This is a genomic window from Euzebya tangerina, assembly GCF_003074135.1.
In the GTDB taxonomy this organism is placed as follows: Bacteria; Actinomycetota; Nitriliruptoria; order Euzebyales; family Euzebyaceae; genus Euzebya; species Euzebya tangerina.
In genome coordinates, this window is record NZ_PPDK01000001.1 from 2,222,086 (window position 1) to 2,244,740 (window position 22,655).

Annotated in this window: 24 protein-coding genes and 2 tRNA genes; 9 read left to right on the forward strand and 17 right to left on the reverse strand. The window is 69.6% G+C overall.

Going from position 1 to position 22,655, the window contains the following annotated elements; genetic code table 11:
• Window positions 1-20: 20 nt before the first annotated feature.
• Complete coding sequence (locus tag C1746_RS10170) at window positions 21-872, reverse strand: Fpg/Nei family DNA glycosylase (protein ID WP_116714484.1); 852 nt, start codon at window positions 870-872, stop codon at window positions 21-23.
• A 113-nt stretch (window positions 873-985) separates the two neighbouring features.
• Between C1746_RS10170 and C1746_RS10175 the strand changes: the two genes are divergently transcribed.
• The 3 genes from C1746_RS10175 to C1746_RS10185 all read left to right on the forward strand — a co-directional run bounded on the left by C1746_RS10175 (window position 986) and on the right by C1746_RS10185 (window position 2,815).
• Window positions 986-1,219, forward strand: a complete 234-nt coding sequence (locus tag C1746_RS10175; protein ID WP_162867601.1) for a hypothetical protein — start codon at window positions 986-988, stop codon at window positions 1,217-1,219.
• Between the two features lie 78 nt (window positions 1,220-1,297).
• Window positions 1,298-2,356 (forward strand): FKBP-type peptidyl-prolyl cis-trans isomerase, encoded by a 1,059-nt coding sequence (locus C1746_RS23200; protein WP_414627963.1) that lies wholly within the window; start codon window positions 1,298-1,300, stop codon window positions 2,354-2,356.
• Between the two features lie 63 nt (window positions 2,357-2,419).
• Window positions 2,420-2,815 (forward strand): FKBP-type peptidyl-prolyl cis-trans isomerase, encoded by a 396-nt coding sequence (locus tag C1746_RS10185; protein ID WP_116714486.1) that lies wholly within the window; start codon window positions 2,420-2,422, stop codon window positions 2,813-2,815.
• A gap of 4 nt (window positions 2,816-2,819) precedes the next feature.
• Here C1746_RS10185 and C1746_RS10190 read toward each other — a convergent pair whose 3' ends face one another.
• The 4 genes from C1746_RS10190 to C1746_RS10205 all read right to left on the reverse strand — a co-directional run bounded on the left by C1746_RS10190 (window position 2,820) and on the right by C1746_RS10205 (window position 4,503).
• Entirely contained in the window at window positions 2,820-3,380 is a 561-nt protein-coding gene (locus tag C1746_RS10190) for a YqgE/AlgH family protein (RefSeq protein ID WP_162867602.1), read from the reverse strand.
• A 2-nt stretch (window positions 3,381-3,382) separates the two neighbouring features.
• Window positions 3,383-3,455 (reverse strand) — tRNA-Arg (locus C1746_RS10195).
• 50 nt (window positions 3,456-3,505) lie between these two features.
• Window positions 3,506-3,583, reverse strand: a tRNA-Arg gene (locus tag C1746_RS10200).
• A gap of 71 nt (window positions 3,584-3,654) precedes the next feature.
• Window positions 3,655-4,503 carry a PaaX family transcriptional regulator gene (locus C1746_RS10205; RefSeq protein WP_116714488.1) on the reverse strand — a complete coding sequence of 283 codons (849 nt, stop codon included), beginning with the start codon at window positions 4,501-4,503 and terminating at the stop codon, window positions 3,655-3,657.
• A gap of 148 nt (window positions 4,504-4,651) precedes the next feature.
• Here C1746_RS10205 and C1746_RS10210 point away from each other — a divergent pair, with 148 nt between their 5' ends.
• Window positions 4,652-5,185 carry a hypothetical protein gene (locus C1746_RS10210; protein ID WP_116714489.1) on the forward strand — a complete coding sequence of 178 codons (534 nt, stop codon included), beginning with the start codon at window positions 4,652-4,654 and terminating at the stop codon, window positions 5,183-5,185.
• Here the strand turns inward: C1746_RS10210 and C1746_RS10215 are convergent.
• Window positions 5,182-5,508, reverse strand: coding sequence for a thioesterase, FlK family (locus C1746_RS10215; RefSeq protein WP_116714490.1), 327 nt, complete (start codon window positions 5,506-5,508; stop codon window positions 5,182-5,184). The genes C1746_RS10210 and C1746_RS10215 overlap by 4 nt on opposite strands.
• Before the next feature lie 32 nt (window positions 5,509-5,540).
• Window positions 5,541-6,011 carry a cupin domain-containing protein gene (locus tag C1746_RS10220; protein WP_116714491.1) on the reverse strand — a complete coding sequence of 157 codons (471 nt, stop codon included), beginning with the start codon at window positions 6,009-6,011 and terminating at the stop codon, window positions 5,541-5,543.
• Window positions 6,012-6,036: 25 nt separating this feature from the next.
• Between C1746_RS10220 and C1746_RS10225 the strand changes: the two genes are divergently transcribed.
• Window positions 6,037-7,485 (forward strand): leucyl aminopeptidase, encoded by a 1,449-nt coding sequence (locus C1746_RS10225; protein WP_205711803.1) that lies wholly within the window; start codon window positions 6,037-6,039, stop codon window positions 7,483-7,485.
• A gap of 14 nt (window positions 7,486-7,499) precedes the next feature.
• On the opposite strand, the gene C1746_RS10230 is transcribed toward C1746_RS10225, so the two are convergent.
• Window positions 7,500-7,901 (reverse strand): thioesterase family protein, encoded by a 402-nt coding sequence (locus C1746_RS10230; protein ID WP_116714493.1) that lies wholly within the window; start codon window positions 7,899-7,901, stop codon window positions 7,500-7,502.
• 195 nt (window positions 7,902-8,096) lie between these two features.
• On the opposite strand from C1746_RS10230, the gene C1746_RS10235 reads away from it, so the two are divergent.
• Together C1746_RS10235 and C1746_RS10240 are read left to right on the forward strand one after the other, a co-directional pair.
• Window positions 8,097-8,852: a hypothetical protein gene (locus C1746_RS10235; protein ID WP_116714494.1), complete on the forward strand. Its 756-nt coding sequence runs from the start codon at window positions 8,097-8,099 to the stop codon at window positions 8,850-8,852.
• An 81-nt stretch (window positions 8,853-8,933) separates the two neighbouring features.
• Entirely contained in the window at window positions 8,934-9,863 is a 930-nt protein-coding gene (locus tag C1746_RS10240; protein ID WP_116714495.1) for a septum formation family protein, read from the forward strand.
• A gap of 12 nt (window positions 9,864-9,875) precedes the next feature.
• On the opposite strand, the gene C1746_RS10245 is transcribed toward C1746_RS10240, so the two are convergent.
• From C1746_RS10245 to C1746_RS10285, 9 genes are all read right to left on the reverse strand, one after another.
• Window positions 9,876-12,272, reverse strand: a complete 2,397-nt coding sequence (locus C1746_RS10245; RefSeq protein WP_116714496.1) for an acyl-CoA dehydrogenase family protein — start codon at window positions 12,270-12,272, stop codon at window positions 9,876-9,878.
• A gap of 63 nt (window positions 12,273-12,335) precedes the next feature.
• A complete protein-coding gene (locus C1746_RS10250; protein WP_205711804.1) occupies window positions 12,336-13,643 on the reverse strand; it encodes a TRAP transporter substrate-binding protein in 1,308 nt (435 codons plus the stop codon).
• 74 nt (window positions 13,644-13,717) lie between these two features.
• The gene (locus C1746_RS10255) at window positions 13,718-15,052 is read right to left on the reverse strand and encodes a TRAP transporter large permease (protein ID WP_116714497.1); all 1,335 of its coding nucleotides are present in this window, start codon (window positions 15,050-15,052) and stop codon (window positions 13,718-13,720) included.
• Window positions 15,053-15,073: 21 nt separating this feature from the next.
• A complete protein-coding gene (locus C1746_RS10260) occupies window positions 15,074-15,751 on the reverse strand; it encodes a TRAP transporter small permease subunit (RefSeq protein WP_162867603.1) in 678 nt (225 codons plus the stop codon).
• Window positions 15,752-15,818: 67 nt separating this feature from the next.
• Window positions 15,819-17,513, reverse strand: a complete 1,695-nt coding sequence (locus tag C1746_RS10265) for a sodium/solute symporter (RefSeq protein WP_116714499.1) — start codon at window positions 17,511-17,513, stop codon at window positions 15,819-15,821.
• A complete protein-coding gene (locus tag C1746_RS10270) occupies window positions 17,510-17,935 on the reverse strand; it encodes a DUF485 domain-containing protein (RefSeq protein WP_116714500.1) in 426 nt (141 codons plus the stop codon). Before C1746_RS10270 ends, C1746_RS10265 begins: the two co-directional genes overlap by 4 nt.
• Window positions 17,932-18,672 carry a LytR/AlgR family response regulator transcription factor gene (locus tag C1746_RS10275; RefSeq protein WP_116714501.1) on the reverse strand — a complete coding sequence of 247 codons (741 nt, stop codon included), beginning with the start codon at window positions 18,670-18,672 and terminating at the stop codon, window positions 17,932-17,934. The genes C1746_RS10270 and C1746_RS10275 overlap by 4 nt, the downstream gene beginning before the upstream one ends.
• A 68-nt stretch (window positions 18,673-18,740) precedes the next feature.
• Window positions 18,741-19,760: a sensor histidine kinase gene (locus C1746_RS10280; RefSeq protein ID WP_116714502.1), complete on the reverse strand. Its 1,020-nt coding sequence runs from the start codon at window positions 19,758-19,760 to the stop codon at window positions 18,741-18,743.
• A gap of 142 nt (window positions 19,761-19,902) precedes the next feature.
• Complete coding sequence (locus tag C1746_RS10285) at window positions 19,903-20,535, reverse strand: O-methyltransferase (protein ID WP_116714503.1); 633 nt, start codon at window positions 20,533-20,535, stop codon at window positions 19,903-19,905.
• Window positions 20,536-20,607: 72 nt separating this feature from the next.
• Between C1746_RS10285 and C1746_RS22490 the strand changes: the two genes are divergently transcribed.
• Both C1746_RS22490 and C1746_RS10295 read left to right on the forward strand, forming a co-directional pair.
• Window positions 20,608-21,180 (forward strand): sigma-70 family RNA polymerase sigma factor, encoded by a 573-nt coding sequence (locus C1746_RS22490; protein WP_116714504.1) that lies wholly within the window; start codon window positions 20,608-20,610, stop codon window positions 21,178-21,180.
• 49 nt (window positions 21,181-21,229) lie between these two features.
• On the forward strand, window positions 21,230-22,582 hold the full coding sequence (locus tag C1746_RS10295; protein WP_116714505.1) for a zf-HC2 domain-containing protein: 1,353 nt from the start codon (window positions 21,230-21,232) through the stop codon (window positions 22,580-22,582).
• The last annotated feature ends 73 nt before the right edge of the window (window positions 22,583-22,655 follow it).

Genomic DNA, 22,655 nt, shown 5'->3' on the forward strand with positions numbered 1-22,655 from the left:
TCCACCCAACCCCATTTGGCCTACCGCGGTCCGGGCCCCTGGCACCGGCGACACCAGTACGTCACGCGAGCCTGATCGCCCAGGGAGGCCACGTCGATCGGGGACCCGCACCGAGGGCAGGGTCGCCCGCCCTTGCCGTAGACCCAGACCGCGTCAGACCCGCGCCGCCCTGCCCGACGCACGTCCTCCGGCCGCCGGGTCGTGATGCGCTGGGGACCGCCGTGGGCCACGTTGGCCCGGAGGAGGTCCGAGGCGGTCTGCAGCAGCTGGCGCCGGACGGGCTCGTCCACCTCCTCCACGGGTGTCCAGGGGTCGACCGCGTGGATGAACAGCACCTCGTTCTTGTAGACGTTCCCGACGCCGGCCATGACCCGCTGGTCGAGCAGCGCCTCCCCGATGGCCGTCTCGGGTCGGGCGGCCATGCGCCGCTCCGCCTCCTCGAGGTCGACGGGCCCGGTGGCATCACCCTCCAGTGGATCGGGGCCGAGCGCCGCCAACGACCGGTGCCGATCGACCTGGGCGCGGGACAGCAGCTCGATCACCGGCGCGCTGAACAGCACGGCCTCGATCTCCTGCGTTGCGATCACCACCCGCGCATGTCGTGCCGGCTTGCGCCACGATCGGCCCGGCTCGTACAGGTGCCACGAGCCGGTCATCATCATGTGGGTGTGCAGGCACAGGTCGCTGGGTTCGAACCAGTGGAGGAGGTGCTTGCCGCGAGCCTGGACCTCCCGTGTCCGTTGGCCGACCAGGCGCTCGGGGACCAGACGCCGCACCTGTGTCACGGAGGTCCGCACAGCGGTCACGGTCTTGCCGGCCAAGGCCGCGTCCAACGACTTGGCGGACCGGAAGATGGTGTCCCCTTCGGGCATCCGCACACCGTATGGCGGCGCATCGGCCCGCGCCCAGGCGCCATCCCACCCCAGTGTTACGACCTTGTATCAGACGAGAGGACTTCAGTCTCTTCCCAGTAGTGTCGATAGCAGTGAGTGAGCGACCAGCCCAGGAAGGGGCAGACATGGAACAGATCCGGATCGACCGGCGACGTTCACGTCTGCGGGCGCTCAAGCGGCGCACCCGGGACCTGATGGCCGCGCAGCCACTCCGGTACAGCGCGGGAGGGGCCGACGTGGATGAGGAGTTGCTCGGACGCATCGATCGTGTGTTGGCCGAGGCATCGGATGGCTCAGGCGTTGGCCCGACCCCACGGCCGGCCTGATCGCACGGGGCCGGCCTGACCCACGGGGTAGACCCGGCCCGCTCGACCCAGCCAACACCGCGCTACCGTCGGCGCGACATGTTCACGAACCTGCGCCCTACGCGCGTCCTGTTGTTGTTGCTGATGACCGTGGCGCTGGTGGCGACCGGCTGTGCGGATGCCGAGGACGGGGCGGCCACCGTCGACGAGGACCAGACGGCCGCTGATGAGCCCTCGGCGGCTCCTGCGGACGGGGACGAGGGGGCTCCTGAGGACGGGGCGGGCTCGGAGGCTGCCGCCGGGACGCCGGACGGCCCTGCCACATCGACGGACAGCGCTGGGGTCGAGGTCACGGGCGAGCCGGGAACCAAGCCGGAGGTATCCCTGCCGGGTGGCGAACCCCCGACCGAGCTCGTGGTCGTCGATCTGATCGAGGGCGACGGCGATCAGGTTCCCGAGGGGGCTACGGTGACAACCGACTACGTCGGGGTGTCGTGGCTCAACGACGGGGTGGAGTTCGACTCCTCTTGGGACCGTGGCGAGCCGGCGACGTTCCCCCTCAACGGCGTGATCCCCGGCTGGACGAACGGGATTCCGGGCATGCGAGAAGGCGGCCGGCGCCTGCTGATCATCCCGCCCGACCAGGCGTACGGGGCACAGGCGCCCTCACCCGACATCGCCGCCAACGACACGCTGGTGTTCGTCATCGACATGGTCTCCTTCGAGCGGCCGCCCGAGCCGGTCGAGCCTGGCACGGACGATGCTGGCGTCGAGGTCAGCGGGGAGCCTGGCGAAGAGCCGCAGATCACCCTCCCGGGCGGTGAGCCGCCGGCCGAGTTGCTGGTCGTGGACCTCATCGAGGGGGACGGGGAGGAGGCCCCGGCGGGCTCGATCGTCACCACGCAGTACGTCGGCGTCTCGTGGACGAACGACGGCGAGAAGTTCGACGCGTCGTGGGACCGGGGAGAGCCAGCCACCTTCCCGCTCAGCAACGTCATCGAGGGGTGGACCCGCGGAATCCCGGGTATGCGGGTTGGTGGACGGAGGCTGCTGGTCATCCCACCCGAGCAGGCCTACGGTGCCGAAGCTCGTGGCGAGGACATCGCACCGAACGACACCTTGGTCTTCGTCATCGATCTGGTCGACGTCAACCAGTAGTCAACCTGTAAACAGCCCATCCGACCTCTGATCCACCAACCCCCACGACGAAGGACCCGTCACATGTCAGCCGTCCAGGTAGCCGGCCAGAAGACCGACAAGCCCGTCATCACCCTCCCCGGCGGTGAGCCGCCGACCGAACTGGAGATCACGGATCTGATCGAGGGGGATGGTGCGGAGGTGCCCGCGCAGGCCACGGTCACCGTGCACTACGTCGGCGTGTCGTGGAAGAACGGGGGCCAGCAGTTCGACGCCTCGTGGGACCGCGGCGACACGATCAGCTTCGGCCTGAACCAGGTCATCGCCGGCTGGACGAAGGGGATCCCGGGGATGAAGGTCGGGGGTCGCCGGATGCTCGTCATCCCGCCGGACATGGGCTACGGCGCCCAGTCGCCGACGCCTGCGATCGCCCCGAACGACACTCTGGTCTTCGTGATCGACCTGGTGGCCGTTCGCTAGCGGCCTAGTTCAGCTCGGGGTTGTCCGTGGCGGTCGACAACAGGCCGCCCTGACGCCTGAGCACCCGCTCCCAGAGGCTGTCGAGTTCGGCGGCGAACACGTCGTCGGCCTCACCCTTCACGACGAACCAGCTGCCCGCTTCGATCTCGTCGGCCAGCTGACCCGGACCCCAGCCCGAGTACCCGGCGAAGACCCTGAAGGCCGGCGCCTCGGCCAGCGTGGCCACCGGATCGCCTGAGAGCGCCAGCACGCCCACGTCACCAACCACACGCCGGTCCTCGTCGAAGGCGGAGAGGTCCCGGGCCCTGGCAAGGACGACGGCCGACTCCGGCTGCACCGGTCCGCCGACGAAGATGACCGGCGGGTCGGTGTTGTTCAGGGCGAGACGCTCGGCGGTCATGGCCTCGGCCAACGTCAGCTCGCTGGGCTGGTTCAGGACAAGCCCGGCAGAGCCCTCCTCGTCGTGCTCGAGCAGCAGCACGACGCTGCCTGCGAAGTTGGGGTCCGAGAGTGCCGGAGTGGCGACGAGGAGTCTGCCTCTGGCGGGCTGCAGCAGATCGGACAAAGCGCCCCAGGAAGGAATCGAACCTCCGACACCTGGTTCCGGAAACCAGTGCTCTATCCCCTGAGCTACTGGGGCAGGGGCCCGTGAATGCTAGCCGGTTGTGGTTCCGGTCGCTGCGCGCCCGGCGCCCCAGGAAGACGGTGTTCGATGCCTCCGACACCTGGTTCCGGAAACCAGTGCTCCATCCCCTGAGCTACTGGGGCAGGGGCCCGTGAATGCTAGCCGGTTGTGGTTCCGGTCGCTGCGCGCCCGGCGCCCCAGGAAGGCCCACCGATCAGCCGCGCTGCATCACCGACAGGCCCTTGGCGAAGGGGTTGTGATCGGCGATCACCGTCAGATCCGGCCCCTCTGCCGGGACCGACTCCTGCTGCTCGACGTAGAAGCGCCACGACGGCCGCTGGAGCTGCTCGTACACGCGGGCGAAGACCAGAGCGGCGTCCGCGCCCGGCCAGTCCTCGCCCAGCACGTCCGTCGGCAACCCAGGGTCCTGGAACAAGAACGATCGCCACTCGTGGATCAGGCGCAAGCGCATCCCCATGGCCTCCCCGGGCTCAGCGGATGGTGTGACGCCCGACCACCGTTCCAGGAATGCCGTGTGCCCGTCTCGCAACTCCTCCAGCTCCCAGGCCCGGGCGGCCAGCGCCGCACTGTCCTCGACCAGAACCTCGTCCAGCCACTCGACCGACGACTCGAGCCCCGGTACCCCGGACACGAGGGAACGAGCACTCTCGGGATGCGGATGCGGGTGCGCCCAGACACCGTCCTGGACCAGTCCGTATCCCAGCCACTCGAGCGCGGCCAGCGTGTCACCGTCCCGCAACGTCGGGCAGAGCAGCAGCCGCCAGCGGCCGTCCCACTCCTGGCCCTTGAGCCGATAGATGCGTGTGGCCGCCTCCTCCAGTCGCGCAACGCCCTTCTCCGTCAAGCGATACGCGGCGTACCGACCGGCCTTTCGCGGCTCGACCCACCCCTCCGCCGTCATTCGGTGCAGGGCCGTCCGCACGGCGGGGGCGGAGAAGTCGAGCGTCTCCATGCATGCGGTCAGCGTTGACAGCCAGGCCTCCCCTCCCGCCGGTCGGACCAGGTCGCCGAAGACGGTGAAGAGCGCTGACCTGGCCTTCACCGACGATCTCCTGGGACATGAGTCACCTGTGACAGTTTAGTACGTCAGTCGTAGGTATCCGTAACACGTGCTGCCGTGGTGGTCCAAGCGTGCCGTCTATCCGCCGGGAGCGGGGTAAGTGTCATGGTTACGGGTACAACCGTGGGTCGTGAGCCTTCTTCGCGTCGTTCCCGTCCTGCTGCTGGTCCTGCTCGTCGCATGCGGGGAGACACCCGGCGATGTCCTTCCCGATCCACGAGACGGACGGAGTGGCGTGCAGTTCTCGGGACGCCTCAATGATCGGCAGGTCGCCGTCAGCGACGGCTTGCCGGAGGTCAACTTCAGCGACTGCGACATCAACGATGGCCCGGACGACGACGTCTGCATCATCACCGAGGACGTGAACGGCGAACTCGTCGTCATCGTCTTCGAGAACCCGGACGTCCTGGTCGAGGGAGCCGAGCTCCGCATCGAGGACCCGCCCTGCGCCGATGACCAGGCGTGCGATGCGGTGACCGATGCCGCCATCGTCGACGTCCAGGTCGGGACCGGGCCCCGCGTGCGGGCCGTCTCCGGCAACCTCCAGATCGAGGTCGCCGTCCCCGAGGCCCGCTATCGCGGCGAGTTCGACCTCCGCCTGCCTGACGGCGGGACGCTCAACGCGACCTTCGACCTGGTGCCTCGACCGGAGGAGATCTCCTAACCGGACTCCGGCAGCGTCTGGGTGAGCGTGGCCGAGGCGGCCGCACGATCTCCGGCCTTGATGACCACGTCGGTGACCATCTTGTGGCTGCTGGCCTCGGTGACAGTCGCCCGCAACTCCACGGCACTGCCGACGGGCACGGCGAAGTGATGCTCGAGGCTCACCGCAGCCACCTCGGGGTAGGACCCCTCTCCCATCATCAGCGACGAGATGAAGCGCGACACCTCCTCGACATCGCGGATCATGGCTCCCGTCCCGTAGGTGCCCTCCCGGTCAGCCGGCGCGCCAGTTGGCCGGTCGTCATCCGCGACGGTGCTGCGCATCGTGATCGTTGTTCCAGTGCTGACAGTTGGCATCATCCACTCCCAAGGGTGCGACGTAGTCGGTCGACGAGCCCTGGCCGGGCCGCCTCTGCTTCATGCTCTGCGATGGCCACGGGACTGGCCCCGATCGCGAGGACCGGGGTTTCGTCCGGCGGGCTGGTCACGACCTGCAGGATGAGCGGGTCCGCGGACAGGTTTCGCAAGCCGTGCGGAACCCCGGCGGGAACCAGGATCGCCTGGAGCGCCGTGAGGGTGACCTCGCCGTCGTCGGTCACGACCCAGGCTTGGCCGCCGAGGACGGTGTACACGGCGTCAGCCGTCTCGAACGTCCGTGCCTCGACGGTCTGCTGTGGCTCGAGGCAGATCACGTCCAGCGCCAAGACGTCCGTCAGCATGGCCCGTCGCGACGTGGGCCCGTCGACGTCGAACTCCACGTAGTCCCGGAGGTCCACCGGCTTCGGTTCGGTCGACACGCCGTCGCCTGGCCCGTCGGCATTGCTCATGGAGTGGGAGGGTAGCCTGCGCGACGTGACTACCAGCCTCACCCACACCACCGGCCCACTCACCGACGCCGACGCTGATGCGATCGCCGCCCTGATCCCTGCCGACGAGGACGCCCGAGCCGCGATCCTCACGCCGCTCGGGGAGTCGCTCGGCGTCGACCTGGCCGCCGCCATCGCCGCAGTCGACGTCACCGGCGAAGCTGGCGATGTCGCGCGCATTCCAGTCGGAGGTCGCCTGCTGGTGCTCTGTGGGACGGGCCAGTCGCCGGACGCCGAAGCGCTGCGCAAGGCCGCGGGCCGCGCGGTCCGCAACGCGCCGAAGGACAGCTCCGTCGCCGTTCTCGCAGAGGGGTCCGTGGAGGAGGTCCAGGCCATCGCGGAGGGTGCCGGACTGGGCGCCTACGCCTACACGACGTACCGCAAGAAGCCCCACGAGGTCCCGACCGTCAGTGGCGTCGTGATCATCAGCGACGTCGAGGGTGCGGCTGACGCGGTTTCCCGTGCGGCGGTTGTGGCGACAGCGGTGAGCGCGGCGCGCGACATGGTCAACTGCCCGCCGGAGCACAAGCGGCCTCCGACGCTCGCCGCGACCATGAGCGAGCTGGTCGCCGACTCGGGCGTGACGGTCAAGATCTTCGACGAGGACGAGCTGGTCGAGGGCGGCTTCGGCGGGATCATGGGCGTCGGCAGGGGGTCCTCGGAGCCACCTCGACTGGTTGAGCTCACCTACGAGCCCGACGGGTGGGAGACCCACGTCGCGATCATCGGGAAGGGGATCACGTTCGACTCGGGTGGCCTCTCGCTCAAGCCGTGGAAGTCCATGCTGACGATGAAGTGCGACATGGCTGGTGCGGCTGCGGTGGCCGCAACGCTCTCGGCCTGTGCGGCCACAGGCGTGTCGGCAAAGGTGACCGGGTTGTGTGCCCTGGCGGAGAACATGCCCTCGGGCTCAGCCACCCGTCCCAGTGACGTCCTGGTGCACCGGGGCGGCTCGACGGTCGAGGTGATGAACACGGACGCGGAGGGCCGACTGGTGATGGCCGACGCGCTGGCCTACGCCAACGAGTCGGAGCCCGACGTGTTGATCGACCTGGCGACCTTGACCGGTGCCCAGGTGGTGTCCCTCGGGGACGACGTGGCCGCGATCATGGGGACCGACGAGGGGCTGGTCGGTGCGCTCGAGGCCGCCGCCGAGGCGGCGGGCGAGCAGATCTGGGAACTCCCGCTTGTCGAGGCCTACACCGAGACGCTCAAGTCGACGGTGGCCGACCTGAAGAACATCGGGAAGCCCGGTCACGCGGGGACGATAACCGCCGGGCTGTTCCTCAAGCACTTCGCCGGCGACGAGGTGCCGTGGGCGCACCTGGACATCGCTGGCCCGGCCTTCCGGGAGGCCACGGACGGGGCCTATCTGAGCGCGGGCGGCACCGGCTTCGGGGTGCGTACCCTCCTGCGCTACCTCACCAGCCTGTAGCGGCTCGGCCGCCGTCAGGTGGCGAAGACCTCGCGGCGGGCGATCACGCGCCGGTGGCTGCCACGAGCCACCTCGGCCTCCTCCTCCATCACCGACAGTGCGAAGTCGACCTTCCGGCCCTCCACCGCGGTCACGGTGGCGGTCGCCACCACGATCGAGCCCACCTGGCTCGCCTGGATGTGGTCCAGCTCCACCCGGACACCGACCGTGGTCATCTGCGGATCGAGCGAGCCGGCCAGCGCGGCGCAGGCCGCCTCCTCAGCCAGGGCGACGACCCGGGGGGTCGCCAGGACCTCGACGTCCCCCGACCCCAGCGCGATGGCGGTGTCGCCGGTTGCGACCGTCAGCTCGACCGAGCCGGTCGTGCCGACGAGAGCGGCGGGATCAGGGAGTGTGGTGGACGATGCGTTCGACATTCGGGACCTCGGTTGTGCGATCGGGTGAGCAGTCGGCTCCACCGCCCAATGCCCCAGATGGTGCGGGACATGCCAGTCGCTCGCAACCAGGCGGGTGCGGGACCGGCACGGTCGTCGCAAGCTGTCAAGCAACTCCGTGTCACTCAAGCGGCGTCGGCACCAGCTGGCGCGACTCTCCAGGACGGTGAACCAACGATGTCCGGCCCCGCCGGTGTGATGTCAGTCATCCTGCTCCAGACCGCAGTCGGCGGAGCTGTGGTCCTCTGGGCAGGCGGCGTCTGGGGTGAGGTCCGTCGAGGATTCTTCCTGCTCACCGGTGTCTTCCTCGTCCTCTGCGCGGCTGGCGCGTGGGCGCTGGTCGGCACCGGTGCCGGCGCCACGTCGACTGCGCTTGCCGCGTTCACCGGCCTGCTCGTGGTGTGGCAGGTGCTGCTGGTCATCGGCCAGCAGTCCGTGAGCCGATGGGTTGGCCTGGTCGCGGCCGCGGCCGGCGTGGTGACACTGCCGCTGTTCGCGACCCTGCGCGACGATGCCGTCATCCGAGGCCTCGCGGAACTGGCTTTGGGCGCGATCTTCCTGGGATCGGCGTTCTACGGACTCCTCCTGGGGCACTGGTATCTCGTCGAGCGCCGCCTGTCCAACAGCTTCATGGTCAACAGTGCCCGGTGGTTCGCCGGAGGGACCGTCGCCGCCGCCGTCGCCGCCGGCCTGAGTGCGATGAACCCGATTCCGGCGGACTCCACCCAGTTCTCGCCCTTCCTGCAGACCGACAACTTCACGGTCCTGCTGGCCGGCGGCCTGGTCGCGATCTGCTTCGTGATCGCCGCGTTCCTCATCAGGCTGACCAATGAGGGCGGCCGGTCGATCCAGGCTGCGACGGGCTACTTCTACCTGGCCGTCATCATGGCCTTCAGCGCGGAGTTGGCCAGCAAGTTCCGCTTCTTCGTCTAGGCATCCGGTGTCTGCAGTCCACCACCTCCACACCGGCGGGCCGCGGACGATGCCAGCCGGTCCAGGGCTACGCTGAGGCGGATGACGGCAGAGGATCCAGAGGTCGCCCCGACGCGTGAGCAGTCGGTCGACAACGCCGGGGACTCCGAGACGGGCAGCCCGGCGCGAGGGGTCGGAGAGGAGTTCTCGGACCAGGTGATGGGTGGGCTTGCTGGCGCGATCATCGTGATCCTGCTGGCGGCCGGGTTCGCCCTGAGCAGCGCGAACGACACCTCGGTCACCCTGGAGACCAACCCCTCCGCGCCGGGCGGCACGGCGGTCGAGTCGCCGACGGCCACCCAGCCGGCCTCACCGACGCCCGACCCGGAGCCTCCCGTCGCAACGGAGCCCGTCCCGACATCGGAGCCCGGTGAGTTGGACCCGACGCCCACACCCGCGGAGACGCCTCTGGCCACCGAGCCCGCTCCCGACACGCCCCCGGCCCCGGAGGCCGAGCCACCCGCTCTGCCACAGGAGCCAGGCACGGACGACACTCCGCCCCCACCTCCTCCGCCACCACCCCCACCGCCAGAACCTCCCGCCGACCCGGCACAGGACAACGGCGTGGCAGGCGACCCCGCAGCGGACACGCCACCTCCCGGCGGCGACCCGAGCCTGGTTCCGGGGACGTGCCTGGCCGCCATCGCACAGCCGGCGACGGTCGGGTCGGTGGCTCCGGGACCGTGCAGCCAGCCGCACGTCGGGGAGATCTTCGCCAGCCAGGTCCTGCCCTTCGGTGACGGCGCGACGTACCCGGGAGAGCAGTCCCTCCAGGATCAGACCCAGCTCCTCTGCCAGGGACCGGCCTTCCAGTCCTACGTCGGCATCGACTTCGCCGATACCAGCCTGCTGGTCACCCCGCTGTACCCGACGGCCGACTCCTGGAGTGGCGGCGACCGCGAGATCGCCTGTTCGCTGGGGGCCCTGGACGGGGAGCCACGCACCCAGTCCGCCCGCGACTCGGGGTTGTAGGGAGATTGCGGCCTAGACGGCCAGACTGCGGCCGATGATCTCGCACATGATCTCATCGGTGCCGCCGCCGATGGGGCCGAGCCGTGCGTCGCGCAGCCAGCGCTGCGCTGGGAACTCCGTCATGTAGCCGGCGCCGCCGTGGATCTGCACGCAGGCGTCCGTCACCTCGACGGCAAGCCGCTGGGTGAACAGCTTGGCCTTCGCCGCCACCACCGCGGCATCGCCATGACCGGCCAGCATCACGCGCAGTGCCTGCTCGGTGAGCGCGCGTCCCATCGCGATCTGGGTCGCGAAGTCCGCGAAGGTGTGTCGCCACGTCTGGAAGCTGCCGATCGGGCGGCCGAAGGCGTGCCGCTGCCGTCCGTAGGCCATGGCCCCCTCCAACGCGATCTCCGCCGCCGCGGTCGCCCCGAGCGACATCATCACGCGCTCCCAGGCGAAGTTCTGCATGACGGCGTAGAAGCCGGCACCCACCTCGCCCAGCCGGTGGCTGTCGGGCACGCGGACGTCGGAGAAGCTCAGCTCACCGGTGTGGGAGGTGTGCCAGCCCAACATGGACAGGCGGCGGCGCTCGAAGCCCGGCGTGTCGGCCTCGACCACGAACAGCGTCTTGCCGCCGTGGCCGGCAGCGGGATCCGTCGTCGCCAAGACCACGACGTAGTCACACCAGGATCCGTTGGTGATGTAGGTCTTGGCGCCGTTGATCACCCAGTCGTCGCCGTCCGGGACAGCACGGGTTGTGGTGGCGGCCACGTCCGACCCGGCGTCCGGCTCCGTGATCCCGAGCGCACCGATGACGGTTCCCGCGATGGAGGGGACCAGCCAGCGGTGCTTCTGCTCCTCCGAGCCGGCGCGGGCGACGTAGAGGGCGGCCAGGTCGCTGTGGGAGCCGAGATCCGCCGCCAATCCGCCGGCACCGGCCCGCGCCAGCTCCTCGACCCACACCGACTGTGCGACGAAGTCCGGACCGGACCCGCCGTACGCCTCGTCGAACTTGAGGCCGAAGAACCCGGCCTGGCCGACCTCGGCGAACAGCGAGCGGGGGAAGTCCCGGCGCTGCTCCCACTCCTCGACGTGGGGGCTGATCCGCTCGGCGACGAACCGACGAGCGGTCCCACGGAGGGCGTCGTGCTCGGCGGTGTACAGCGGCTGCAGCCCGCCTCCGTGCTCGTCGGACCCGGCTGCGGTTGCCCCTGGCCGGTGGAAGCGGTCGGGGTCGCGCCGACCGTTGCGATCGGGCGTGCCCAAGCGCGGCAGGGTCGGGGTTGCCTCGAGCATCTTCCCGATGATCTCGAGTTGGACCTCATCCGCCCCACCGCCGATCCGCGGGAGTCGCATGTCGCGCCAGAGGCGGGGAATGCCCGACTCCTCGGCGTATCCGAACCCGCCGAACAGCTGCATGACCTCATCGGCCACCCAGTGGGCGAGCCTCGCGCCGGCGAGCTTCACCTGGGCCACGAGCAGGGTCGGGTACTCACCGCGGTTCCAGGCGTCGGCCGCCACGTACAGCATCCGCTTGTACGCCTCGATCCGCGTGGCCACGTGGGCGAGCCGATGGCGTTGGACCTGGAACGACGCGATGGGCCGGCCGAACGCGTGGCGCTCGCGCCCGTACGCCAGCGCCCGCTCCAGCAGGTCCTGCGCCGTCCCGAGGGCCTGGAACCCGCTGATCAGCCGCTCGCCCTGCAGCTGCCACATGATCTGCTCGAAGCCCTTGCCCTCCTCGCCCAGCAGCGCATGGGGACCGAGCGGGACGTCCACCATGGACAACTCGGCGGTGTCGGAGGAGCGCATTCCGAGCTTGTCCAGCTTCTTCGCGACGCTGAACCCCGGCAGGTCGGTGTCGACCAGCATGAGGGAGAGCCCTGCGTGCTCCCCGGGCTCACCGCTGGTCCGGACGACCATGGTGATGAAGTCAGCTCGTGTCCCGTTGGTGATGTAGGTCTTGGCGCCGTTGAGCACCCACCCGTCGCCGTGCCGCACGGCGCGGGTTCGCACACCGGCGACGTCGGAACCGGCCTCGGGCTCGGAGATGCCGATGGCGGCGATCTTGGTGCCCTCGACCGCCGGTCGCAGGTAGTGCTGCTTCTGATGCTCCGTCCCGAACTTCTCGATTGGTGGCGTGGCCATGTCGGTCTGGACCGCCAGCGCCATCGGTAGGCCACCGAACCCCGACCGGCCGAGCTCCTCGCCGAGCACGGCGGTGGCCCAGTAGTCAGCCCCCGACCCCCCGTAGGCCTCCGCGACCGTCAGGCCGAGGAATCCGAGCTCCCCGGCGCGCCGCACGATCTTGTCGGGGAAGCCGTCGGCCTCCCACTCCTCCACGTTCGGCGCGATCTCGCTCTGGACCCACTGGCGGACGGTGGAGCGGAGCTGGTCGAGCTCCTCGGTGAACGGCTCGGTGCGCATGCAGGCGACGCTACCGCGGCCGGGCAGAGCAGCGGTAGCGTCAGCCGGTGATCCGAGCGAGAACTAGGAGGAGGGGGCAGCGGCGTTCATGAACGCCAACTCCGCGGTGCTGTGCCACGCGGTCACGGCGTCCCGGAACGGACGCCAGTGCTCGAGGACGGTCGCGAACGCCTCGTCGGAGGCCGCCAGCTCGTCGAGGAGCGCCTCTGACTCCTCCTTCGCGGCCGCCAGCACGTCGTCGGGGAAGGGACGCACGTCGGCACCGTCGGCCCGGATCTGCTCCAGGGATGCCGGCTGCAGGCTGTCGTAGAAGCCCATCATCCGCGTGTGGCTGAGCTCGCCGGCGAGGTCGAGGATCTGCTGGTAGGACTCCGGCAGCTCGTCATAGGCCTCGAGGCTCGCGAAGACGTCCAGCGTCGCGCCAGGCTCCCAGAAGCCGGGGTAGTAGTAGAAGTCGCCGGCCTCGCCCAGTCCCAGGGTGTTGTCGTCGTACGGTCCGACGAACTCGGCGGCGTCGATTGCACCCGTCTGCAGGGCCTGCGCGATCTCACCGCCGGGCAGGTTCTGCGTGGTCGCACCAAGCCGGCTCATGATCTCCCCGCCCTGACCGGGGATGCGCATGACGATGCCCTGCAGGTCCGCCAGGCTGTTGATCTCGACGTTGAAGAACCCGCCCATCTGGGTGCCGGTGTTGCCGGCCGGGAAGTTGATGATCCCGAACTCGCGGTACACCTCGCGGAGCACATCCAGGCCCCGCCGACCGGAGTCGTCGGTGTAGCTGTACAGCCAGGCGTGCTGCTGGCGGTAGTTGAGGCCGAACGGCACAGCCGTCCCGAAGGCGAACACCGGGGAGGTGCCCAGGTAGTAGTAGGAGGCGGTGTGGCCGGCTGGCACGGCACCGGACTGCAGGACGTCGACGACCTCGAGGGCGCCGGCGAGCTCACCGGCCTGCACGGCGTTGATGCTGAACCGACCGCCGGAGAGCTGGCCGACGACCTGGGCGAACCCGACCGCTCCCACACCGTTCTCCTCGGTCCCGAACAGGGTCTCCAGGCCGGCCGGCCAGCTGGTGGTCATGTCCCAGCTGACCTCAGGGCCCTCGCCGCCCGTCAGGTCGAGTCCGCCCGAGGTGCCGCCCTCGGCCTGTGCGGTGTCCTCGCCGTCGGCGCCCGCGTCCTCGGTGGCACCGTCCCCCTCATCATCGGTCGAGCCGTCGCCGCAGGCGGCCAGCAGCCCGGCTGCTCCGGCCATGCCGGCCATCGTGAGGAACCGCCGTCGGGACGCCGGGGCGGCGGAGGTTGTGGCGAGTGCTGCCATCGGGTCGGTCACGGACGGGACGGGGGCTGCCGTGGGGGTGGTGTCATCGGACATGGGGGCTCCTTCTCGAGTTGACGGTGGGTGGGGTGGAGGGGGTAGGGCGTGGACGGGGCAGGGATCGTGATGGGTCAGAGCAGGACGGTGACGATGGCCGGGAACGCGGCGACGAGGACGAGCGCGACGATCTGCAGGCCCATGAAGGGCAGCGCGCCCCGGTGGATGCTGGCCGTCCTGACCTCGTCCGGTTTGACCCCTTGCAGGTAGAAGAGGCTGAAGCCGACCGGCGGCGAGATGAAGGCCATGTTGAGGTTGATCGCCATGAGCACGGTGAACCAGATGAAGTCGGCTTCGGTGAAGTTCAGCGCGAGCATGGCCGGCACGAAGATCGGGACGACGATGAAGGTGATCTCGAGGAACTCCAGATTGATCCCGAGGAGGAACACCGCGATCATCGCCACGACGACGAATCCCCACTTGCCTCCGCCGATGCTCGACAGCCATCGGGTGGCCTGGTCCTGACCACCCAGCCGCTCGAAGACCTGCGCGAAGAAGGTCGAGGCGAAGAGCAGCGTCATCACGAGGATCACGATGTCGGCGGTCGAGCGGAGGGATTTCCGCATCATCTCCCAGGACAACTTGCGGTTGGCCGTCGCCAGGACCAGGGCGCCCAGGGCCCCGACGGCACCTGACTCCGACGGGGTGGCGATGCCACCGAAGATCGCGTACAGCACGGCGGCGATGAGGAGGACCGGCGGGACCATCGCGACCAGGACCTCGCGGCCGATGTGGATGCCGGCCACCTTGTCGCGCTCTTCCTGCGGCATGGCCGGCGCGGCGTCGGGGCGACGCCACGCAACCACCGCCACGTAGGCGATGTACAAGCCAGCCATCAGAAGCCCGGGGAGCAGCGCACCGCGGAAGAGTCCGAGCACGGAGATGTTCATCTGCTGTGCCAGCAGGATGAGGACCAGGCTCGGCGGGAGGAGTTGGGCGAGCGTCCCCGACGCCACGATCGCGCCCGTCGCCAACTTGTGGTCATACCCGTACTTGACCATGGTCGGCAGGCTCAGCAGACCCATGACGATCACGGTCGCCGCCACCACACCTGTGGCCGCGGCCAACAGGGTGCCGACGATGATCACCGCGATGGCCACGCCACCGCGGAGGTTGCCCATGACCAGGCCGATGGACCGCAGCAGCCGTTCGGCGACGCCGGACTGCTCCAGGACGGCGCCCATCAAGACGAAGAACGGGATCGCCAGCAAGGTCTGGTTGGACAGCGTCGGGAACCACCGGGAGGGCAGGAGGGCCAGCGAACTCGGGTCGAACACCCCGGCCAGGTCACCGATGAAGGTGAACATGACCGCCGTGCCGGCAAAGCAGTAGGCGACGTTGTAGCCGATCAGCAGCAGTGCCAGGAACACGCCGAACATCACGAACGCGAGGATGACGCCCAGGTCCATCAGAACGCTCGCCCCATCGAGCTACTCCACCCTCAGCGGCTGGTCGGGATCCACGACCTGGACTTCCTCGTGGCCTGCGATGACCACCACGTTCCGGATGATCTCCGCCAGGACCTGGACGGCGAACAGCACGAAGCCGACCGTCATCATCAGCTTGATGGGTCCGACCGGAAGGCCATCCGGGTTGGCCGAGGTCTCCCACACCTCCCAGAGCCGCCAGGTTGACCAGGTCCCGTCGAACCCCCGGCCCATGCCGCGAGCGGCGAAGGGCCAGGTCAGTTGGATGGCCAGGATGCAGAAGGGCAGCAGGAGGAGGGTGTGCAGCACCACGTCGATCAGCGCCTTGCGGCGGGCGCTGAAGTCGGCGTACCAGAAGTCGACCCGGGGGTTCAGTTGGTGCTTGATGCCGTAGGGGAAGCCGAGCAGGAATGCCAGCGCGTACAACTGCCACTGCGTATCGATCCACAGGTTCGAGACCAGGGTCTGGCCCGTCGCCCGACCGACGTATCGCAGGATCACGTTGAAGATGCCGACGGTGAAGATCACCAGCATCAGCCGGGCCGCGATCCAGCCGCACCACTCGGCCACGCGATCGGACCCGGCGCGAACCCGGTCGAGGGCGGCCAGCCACCCGGGGAGATCACCTGGCTCCGCAGGTGAGGCTGCCCCGTCCACGCCTGGCTCGTCTGCGTCGGTCACGGTGGCTGGACTCAACCCCAGGAGCGCCGCTGGCACAAGGGTTTGCGGCGGCGGTTCCGTCCAACGGTCACCCCTCGACCGCTAAGCGGTGATCGGGGAGGTGCATGACCGCCATCGTCTGGTGCACATCGTCGACCTTCATCGGGTCAAGGCGGGAGACGATGACCGCCACCCCGACCGCCAGCGGCACCGACCAGGCGGCGGGCGCCGACGTGAGCGCCTCGGCCCACCCGCTCTGCGGTCCGGAGACCATCGCCCAGAGGATGGCCAGGGTGGCGGAGGAGCCCCCCACGAGCATCGCCGCCAAAGCCCCACGCTCCGTCAGGCCCGACCACCAGATGCCCAGGATCAGCAGTGGACAGAACGACGACGCGGCGACCGCGAAGGCCCACGAAACCATGATCGAGATGTCGAACGGCTGTGCGATGAGACCGAGCAGCATCGCCACGGCAGCTCCGGCCCAGGCGGCACGGCGAAACTGCGGCACGCCGCCTGTGGTGAAGTCGTGGCTGAGCGCACCGGCCACGCTGATGAGCAGCCCGGCGGAGGTCGACAGCATGGCCGCGACGGCCCCGGCGGCGATGACGGCCGTGGCCGCCTCACCGAAGCCCCCTGAGAGCAGCGTGTCGGTGACGACCAGGCTGACCACCTCGGTGTCACCCGTGGACAGCACCTCCGGGGTCGCCTGGCGCGCGAACAGGCTGTAGAGGGGGATCAGGCTGTAGTAGGGCCCGAGCAGCGCCAACACCCAGACGGTCGTCCGGCGGGCCGTGTTGCCGTCCGGGTTGGTGTAGAAGCGGACGAGGACGTGCGGCAGCCCCATGGTTCCCAGGGCACTGGCCACCAGCGCGGAGAAGGCGAAGTACAACGGGTGGCCACCCGCCAGATCGCTGCCGAGGAAGGGCACGGCCCACTCGTCCTCGGCCGTCGGCTCGAGGTCGCTGACGTGCGGCACCGGCGTCCCGGCCGACCAGCGCAGCTCCGTGCCGCCGGTGACCTCGAACCGACCTGGTCCGATCTCCAGCGCTTCGCCGGTCCCCGATGCGTCGACCACGATCACCGTCGTCGGTTGGTCGAGGCTCAACACGACGTCGCGTGGATAGGTGACCTGCGTCGCCTGGTCGAACGCCGGCGGTTGGTCCGTGGCGGTGGGGACGAGCGCCTCGTCCGAGCCCCAGCCGAGCAGCGCCAACGGCACCACCACGCCGACGGCGATGAGGACGAACTGGAAGGCCTGGATGAACGTGATGGAGCGCATGCCGCCGGTCGACAGTCCGATGGCCACGACGGTGCCGATGAGGAACACACCAACCCAGTACGGGGCGCCGACGAGCTGCTGCAGGACCACACCGGCCCCCTTCATCTGCGGGAGCAGATACATCACGCTGATGACGAGCACGAAGCAGGCGGAGACCACCCGCAGCCGACGTGAGCCGAGCCGGCCCTCCGCGAACTCCGGGATGGTGTAGGCCCCGAAGCGACGCAACGGGGCCGCGACGAACAGCAGCAGGAACACGTAGCCGGCCGTCCACCCAACCGGCAGCCACAGGATGTCGACCCCGAAGATGACGACCAGGCCGGCCAGCCCCAGGTAGGAGCCAGCGGAGAGGTACTCCCCACACACCGCGAAGGCGTTCATCACGGGGTGAACCGACCGGTTGGCGACCAGGAACGTCGAGGTCGTCCGCGCATGGCGAACACCCCACACGCCGACCAGCAGCGTCGAGGACACGACCACGATCGTGGCAACCAGCGCGGTCACGAGTGGTCGTCCATCCACTCCTGCTCGACCTGGCGAGCGCGCCTGGCGTGGACGACCGCTAGGACCACGAAGACCGGATAGACCCCGGGGCTGAGCACCAGCCAGGCCAGCGATGGCACACCCAGTGGTCGCCACGCCGCCACGTCGGGCGCGAGCACGAACGCGACGGGCAGTCCGCCGATGAGCACCACCAGCACCGCGGCACTGATCAGCGCCAGTCGGCGCTGCCTGGAGACCAGTTGGGCAACGGTCCGCGGATCGGCGCGGTGGCCTCGGACGAACCGGCTGCGGGAGGTGGAACGCCCATGTCGGCGGGCAGCCGCCGTCCGAGGATGCAGGATCGTCTGACGGCCGTCGCCGGCCTCCGGGGCGCCGGCTTCCGAGCCAGGTGGATTCTCAGCCGGCTGCACGAGCTCGGTCACCGGTTCGTCAGCACGTCCTGCAGCAGCTTCGCGTACCGGCGGCTGACCGGAAGCTCCTCAGCCCCGACCTGGACGGTCCGGCGACCGTCGACGTTCGAGACCTCACGAATCGCGCTGGCCCGGACCAGGTATCCGCGATGGATCCGCACGAAGCCGTGCGGCAGCCAGGCACACGTGAGACCCGAGATCGTCTGGGAGACGAGGTGGCTCTCACCCGTCGAGATGTGGACCCGGCAGTACCCGCCCGCGGCTTCGACCCACTCGACGTCGTCCCGCTCGATCGTGACCGTCCGGGTGCCGACCGAGGCGTCCAACCGGTCCAGCTCCGCTGTGGCTCCCCGGGCGGCGGGGCCAGATCGTCGCAGTGTGATCCGCCGGAGCGTCTCCTCCAGTCGCTCCTGATCGACCGGCTTGAGCAGGTAGTCGACCGCGTTCAGTCCGAAGGCATCGACGGCGTACTCGTCGAAGGCCGTCACGAAGGCAACCGCGGGAGGCGCGCGGAAGTTGCCGAGCAGCCGCGCCAGCTCCAACCCGTCGAGCCCACCCATCTGGATGTCGAGCAGCACGGCGTCAACGTCGTCGCGGCTGCTCAGCACCCGCAGGGCCTCCGCGCCGCTGGTCGCGTCGATGACCTCGCTCACCGTGTCGGCTGCGTCGAGCAGCCACGTCAGATCATCCAGCGCCGGCCGCTCGTCGTCGACCGCCAGGACGGTCAGTCCCTCACGATCAGCTGTCATCCGCGACCCTCCGTTCCGCCCTGCCGGGTTCAGCTCGTTCGATCTCCACGGCTCTGGGGTGTTCCGGTTCAACCCAGAGCGCCGGACTTGGGCACCCGCATGGTCACCTCGGTTCCCCGGTCAGGTCCGGTGCGGATCATCAGACCATACTCAGGCCCGAACGTCGACCGGAGGCGTTCATCGACGGCCAGCACGCCGATGTGCCGGGTGGCGCGGTTGCCGAGCATGGCAGCCTGCAGCGCCTCGGGGTCCGTCCCGACCCCGTCGTCCTCCACCACGACCGACACCTCGGTCTGGGCGTCCACCGCACGGATGCGAAGACGACCGCGGCGTTCCAGCGGTTCCAGGCCGTGGCGGATCGCGTTCTCCACCAGCGGCTGGATGGACAGCGCCGGCACCGGGGCGGTCAGGACCTCCGGCGCCACCCGGAGTGAGACCTCGAACCGATCGCCGAACCGCGTCCGCTCCAGGTCCAGGTAGATCTCCACCAGGCGGAGTTCGTCGGCCAGCGGGATCAGATCAGCCGTCGTCCGGAAGCTGGACCGCAGGAACTCGGCGAACTTGGAGAGCAGCTCCCTCGCCGTCCCCGGTTCGCGGTGGACCAGCCCGGCGATCGCCGTCAACGAGTTGTGGATGAAGTGCGGTGAGATCTGCGCCCGGAGCGCGTGCAGTTCGCTGCGCGCCGCCTGCCCGCGCTGTGACTCGAGTTCCTGGGTCCTGATCCCCGTCGCCACCAGCTGTGCCAGTGCGTCCAGGCTGGCCAGCAGGTCCTCGGTGATGGTGTCGTGGACCAGGTGGATGGTGCCGATCGGGACACCGTCGATCGCGATCACCGCGCAGGCGGCCGCGACATCCAGTCCGCCGACCTGGGCCTGCTGGACCACCGGATCCGCCCAGCGGCGACGGTCGAGGATGGTGACCACCGTCGCCTCGGAGTCCTCCGGCACCTCACCCCGGGTGGCCAGCACGCGGTCCAGATCGGTCACGACGACGCCGCGCCCCCCCAGGACCAGGCGGGCAGCGTCGGCGACAACCGTGGCGGTTGGTCCATCGAGGGTCTGTCCCAGCTGTCGCTGCAGCTCGGCCATCGCAGTCACGCTGGCCAGGGCCCCGACGGCCGGTCCGGCGACACCCGCGGTGCTCGTGGTGGACGTTCCCCGGCCGCGGGGACGCCAGGGCCGTCGGCTGGCCCCAGTCCGTCCGGACCCGGCCACCGCCGAGGGTGCCCCGCTACTCGGCCAGGACCGCGACGAGGATTCCGTCGCCGATCGGCATGATGAGGCCGGACAGGTCAGGGTCCTCGGTCACGGCGGCGTTGAAGTTGCGCAGACCCAGCGTGTCCTCATCGTCGACCAGTTGGTCGGCCACCCGGCCACCGGCCAGGACGTTGTCGGCGACCAGCACCCCGCCAGGACGGAGCAGCCGCTTGGCGTGCTCGAGGTACTCGGGGTACTCCGACTTCTCGGCGTCGATGAACACGATGTCGTAGGAGTCGTCCGCCAGCTTGGGCAGCATCTGCAGGGCCGGGCCGAGCAGAGAGCGGACGCGCCCGGCGACACCGGCCTCGGCGTAGGCCTGTTGGGCGAGCGACTGGTGCGAGGCGTCCAACTCGATCGTGGTCAGGATCCCCTTGGGGTCCATGCCGCCCAGGAACCACAGGCCGCTGTACCCGCCACCCGAGCCGATCTCGACGACGGTCCGCGCCGCGGTCGCGCGGGCCAGGAATCGCAGCACGCCGCCGGTCTCTGCAGGGACGGCGGGGATGTCGGCTTCTTCGCTTCGTGCCCGGGCGGCGCGGAGAGGTTCGTCCTCTCCCTCGGCCAAGCCGCGTAGGTACGTAGCGATGCGCTGGTCGTTGAGCATCGCGTCGTAGCCTACCCCGCCGTCTCCGTGCTCCTGGGAACACCAACGGTGGCAGTCGCGTTATGCCCACACATGCCACGGCGACATGGCGACGACGAATCCTCGCAGGAGCCCGACCCCCGACCCTCCTGGGACGACGTCGCTGATCGCTACGGCCGGACGATCTACAACATGGCCTACCGGCTCACGGGAAACCCGGACGACGCCGCAGACCTCGCCCAGGACGTGTTCGTCCGCGTCTATCGCAACCTGCATCGCTACGAGCCCGGCACCTTCGACGGGTGGCTGTACCGGATCACCAAGAACCTGTTCCTCGACCAGGTCAGACGCAAGCAGCGCTTCCGGATGCAGCCGCTGGCCGAGGAGGACTGGAACGAGCCGGTCTCCGACGAGCCGGGTCCTGCCGACCTGATCGAACGCCGGCTGCTGGAGGCGGGGTTGGAGGAGGGGCTCCTGCAGTTGTCCCCGGACTTCCGGTTGGCCGTCGTCCTGTGTGACGTGGAGGGATTGCCGTACGAGCAGGTGGCCGAGATCACCGGCTGGCCGCTCGGCACCGTGCGCTCCCGGATCCACCGAGGTCGGAAGGGCCTCAAGGCCTTCCTGGCGGCGCGGGAGGCGGCCCGGACGGCCGGGGAGGCCACCTGATGACCCGGCGGCGCCCGTACCGGGCGGCCGGGGTGATGGAGGACGGGCGGTGAACGGCGAGCACACGTGTGCCGATCACGAGCCCGAGTTGTCACTCCTCCTCGACGGTCGGTTGAACGGTCGCGCGGCCGCCCGACTTCGGCGCCACCTGGTGGAGTGCCCGGGCTGCCTGGCGGAGTTGGAGGGTCTGCGGCGAGCCCGGTCCCTGCTCCGCTCGTTGCCGGTGCGGGAGGTGCCGGCCGGCCTGTTCACGCAGAGTGCGTTGGAGCGCGACCCGCAGGCCCCGACCGGCGAGGCCGCGTTGCTGCGGTGGGCGGTCACACCCGCCGTCGGACCGCCCTCCGAGCAGGTGGCTTCTGATGCTGTCCCGACCCGCCGGTGGCGATCGGTCGGCACCCTCCTCGCCGTCATGGTCATGGCCATCGGGATGGCGATGACGGTCGGTGGCGGCGGACTCATCCGACCCGTCGATGTCGACCTGGACCGGCTGGCGGATGATCACATCACCCTGACCAGGGCGGGTGGGGTGCCGATGCCGATCGGCGCCTGGTCAGACGTGGACGGGGCAGCGTCCGCGTCGGCGGCCCTGCTGACAGAATGGGGGAACCCGGCCAGTGACGGGGCTACCACGCTGCTGCAGGGGGCCGTGCGCGGCTCCAGCGTCTCTCGTACGGGCGAGACCCTCGTGATGACGTGGCCGAACGGACCGGATCGACCCGCCGTGGTCTCCGTCTCACCTGTCTCCGTCGCCGGACAGGCGGTTGCTGGTGGGGTCGCCGATCCGACGGAGAAGTACGACATCACTGTCGGCCACGTCGACCACATCATGGATCGGCCGTGCATCCGGGTGGACCTTCGACTGCGGGACCAGGAGGAGGTTCGCGAGCAGGTCTGGATCGACGAGTCCACCGGCGTGTTCCTCCGCCGCGTCACCTTCGACGACGGCAGGCGCCAGCGCTCGGTGTCCTACCAGTCGCTGGACCTGGACGCCGCCGTCGAGCCGGTTCGTAGCGGAGGTGAGACGGCGCTCCAGCAGCCGGGCCAGGTGGACGCGCTGCGCGCAGGGGGCTGGGACATCCCCGCGTCCCTGCCCGGCTCCTACCAGCTGATCGGTGTTGCGGTCCGCAGCGACGTGGCCGGGATGCCGGTTCAGGCGGTGTACAGCGACGGGCTCTACGTGGCCTCGCTGTTCGTCCAGCCAGGCCAGCCCGACCTGGCGCAGATCAGCGGGTCTGCCGAGCACGTCGGTGCCCTGACCGATCGGATGGCCTACCTGTGGGAGGGCTATCCGAACCGGATGTTGTGGGCCGCCGCCGGCCGGACGTACACGCTGATCGGGGACGCTCCGGTGGACGACCTGATGGGGATGGCGACCGGCCTCCCGGCAGGGCTGGTCGAGTAGGTCGGCGCCGTCCGAACCAGGGGTGTGCCATGTGCCGCCACGATCTCCAGCCAGGGATGTGACACACCGCGGG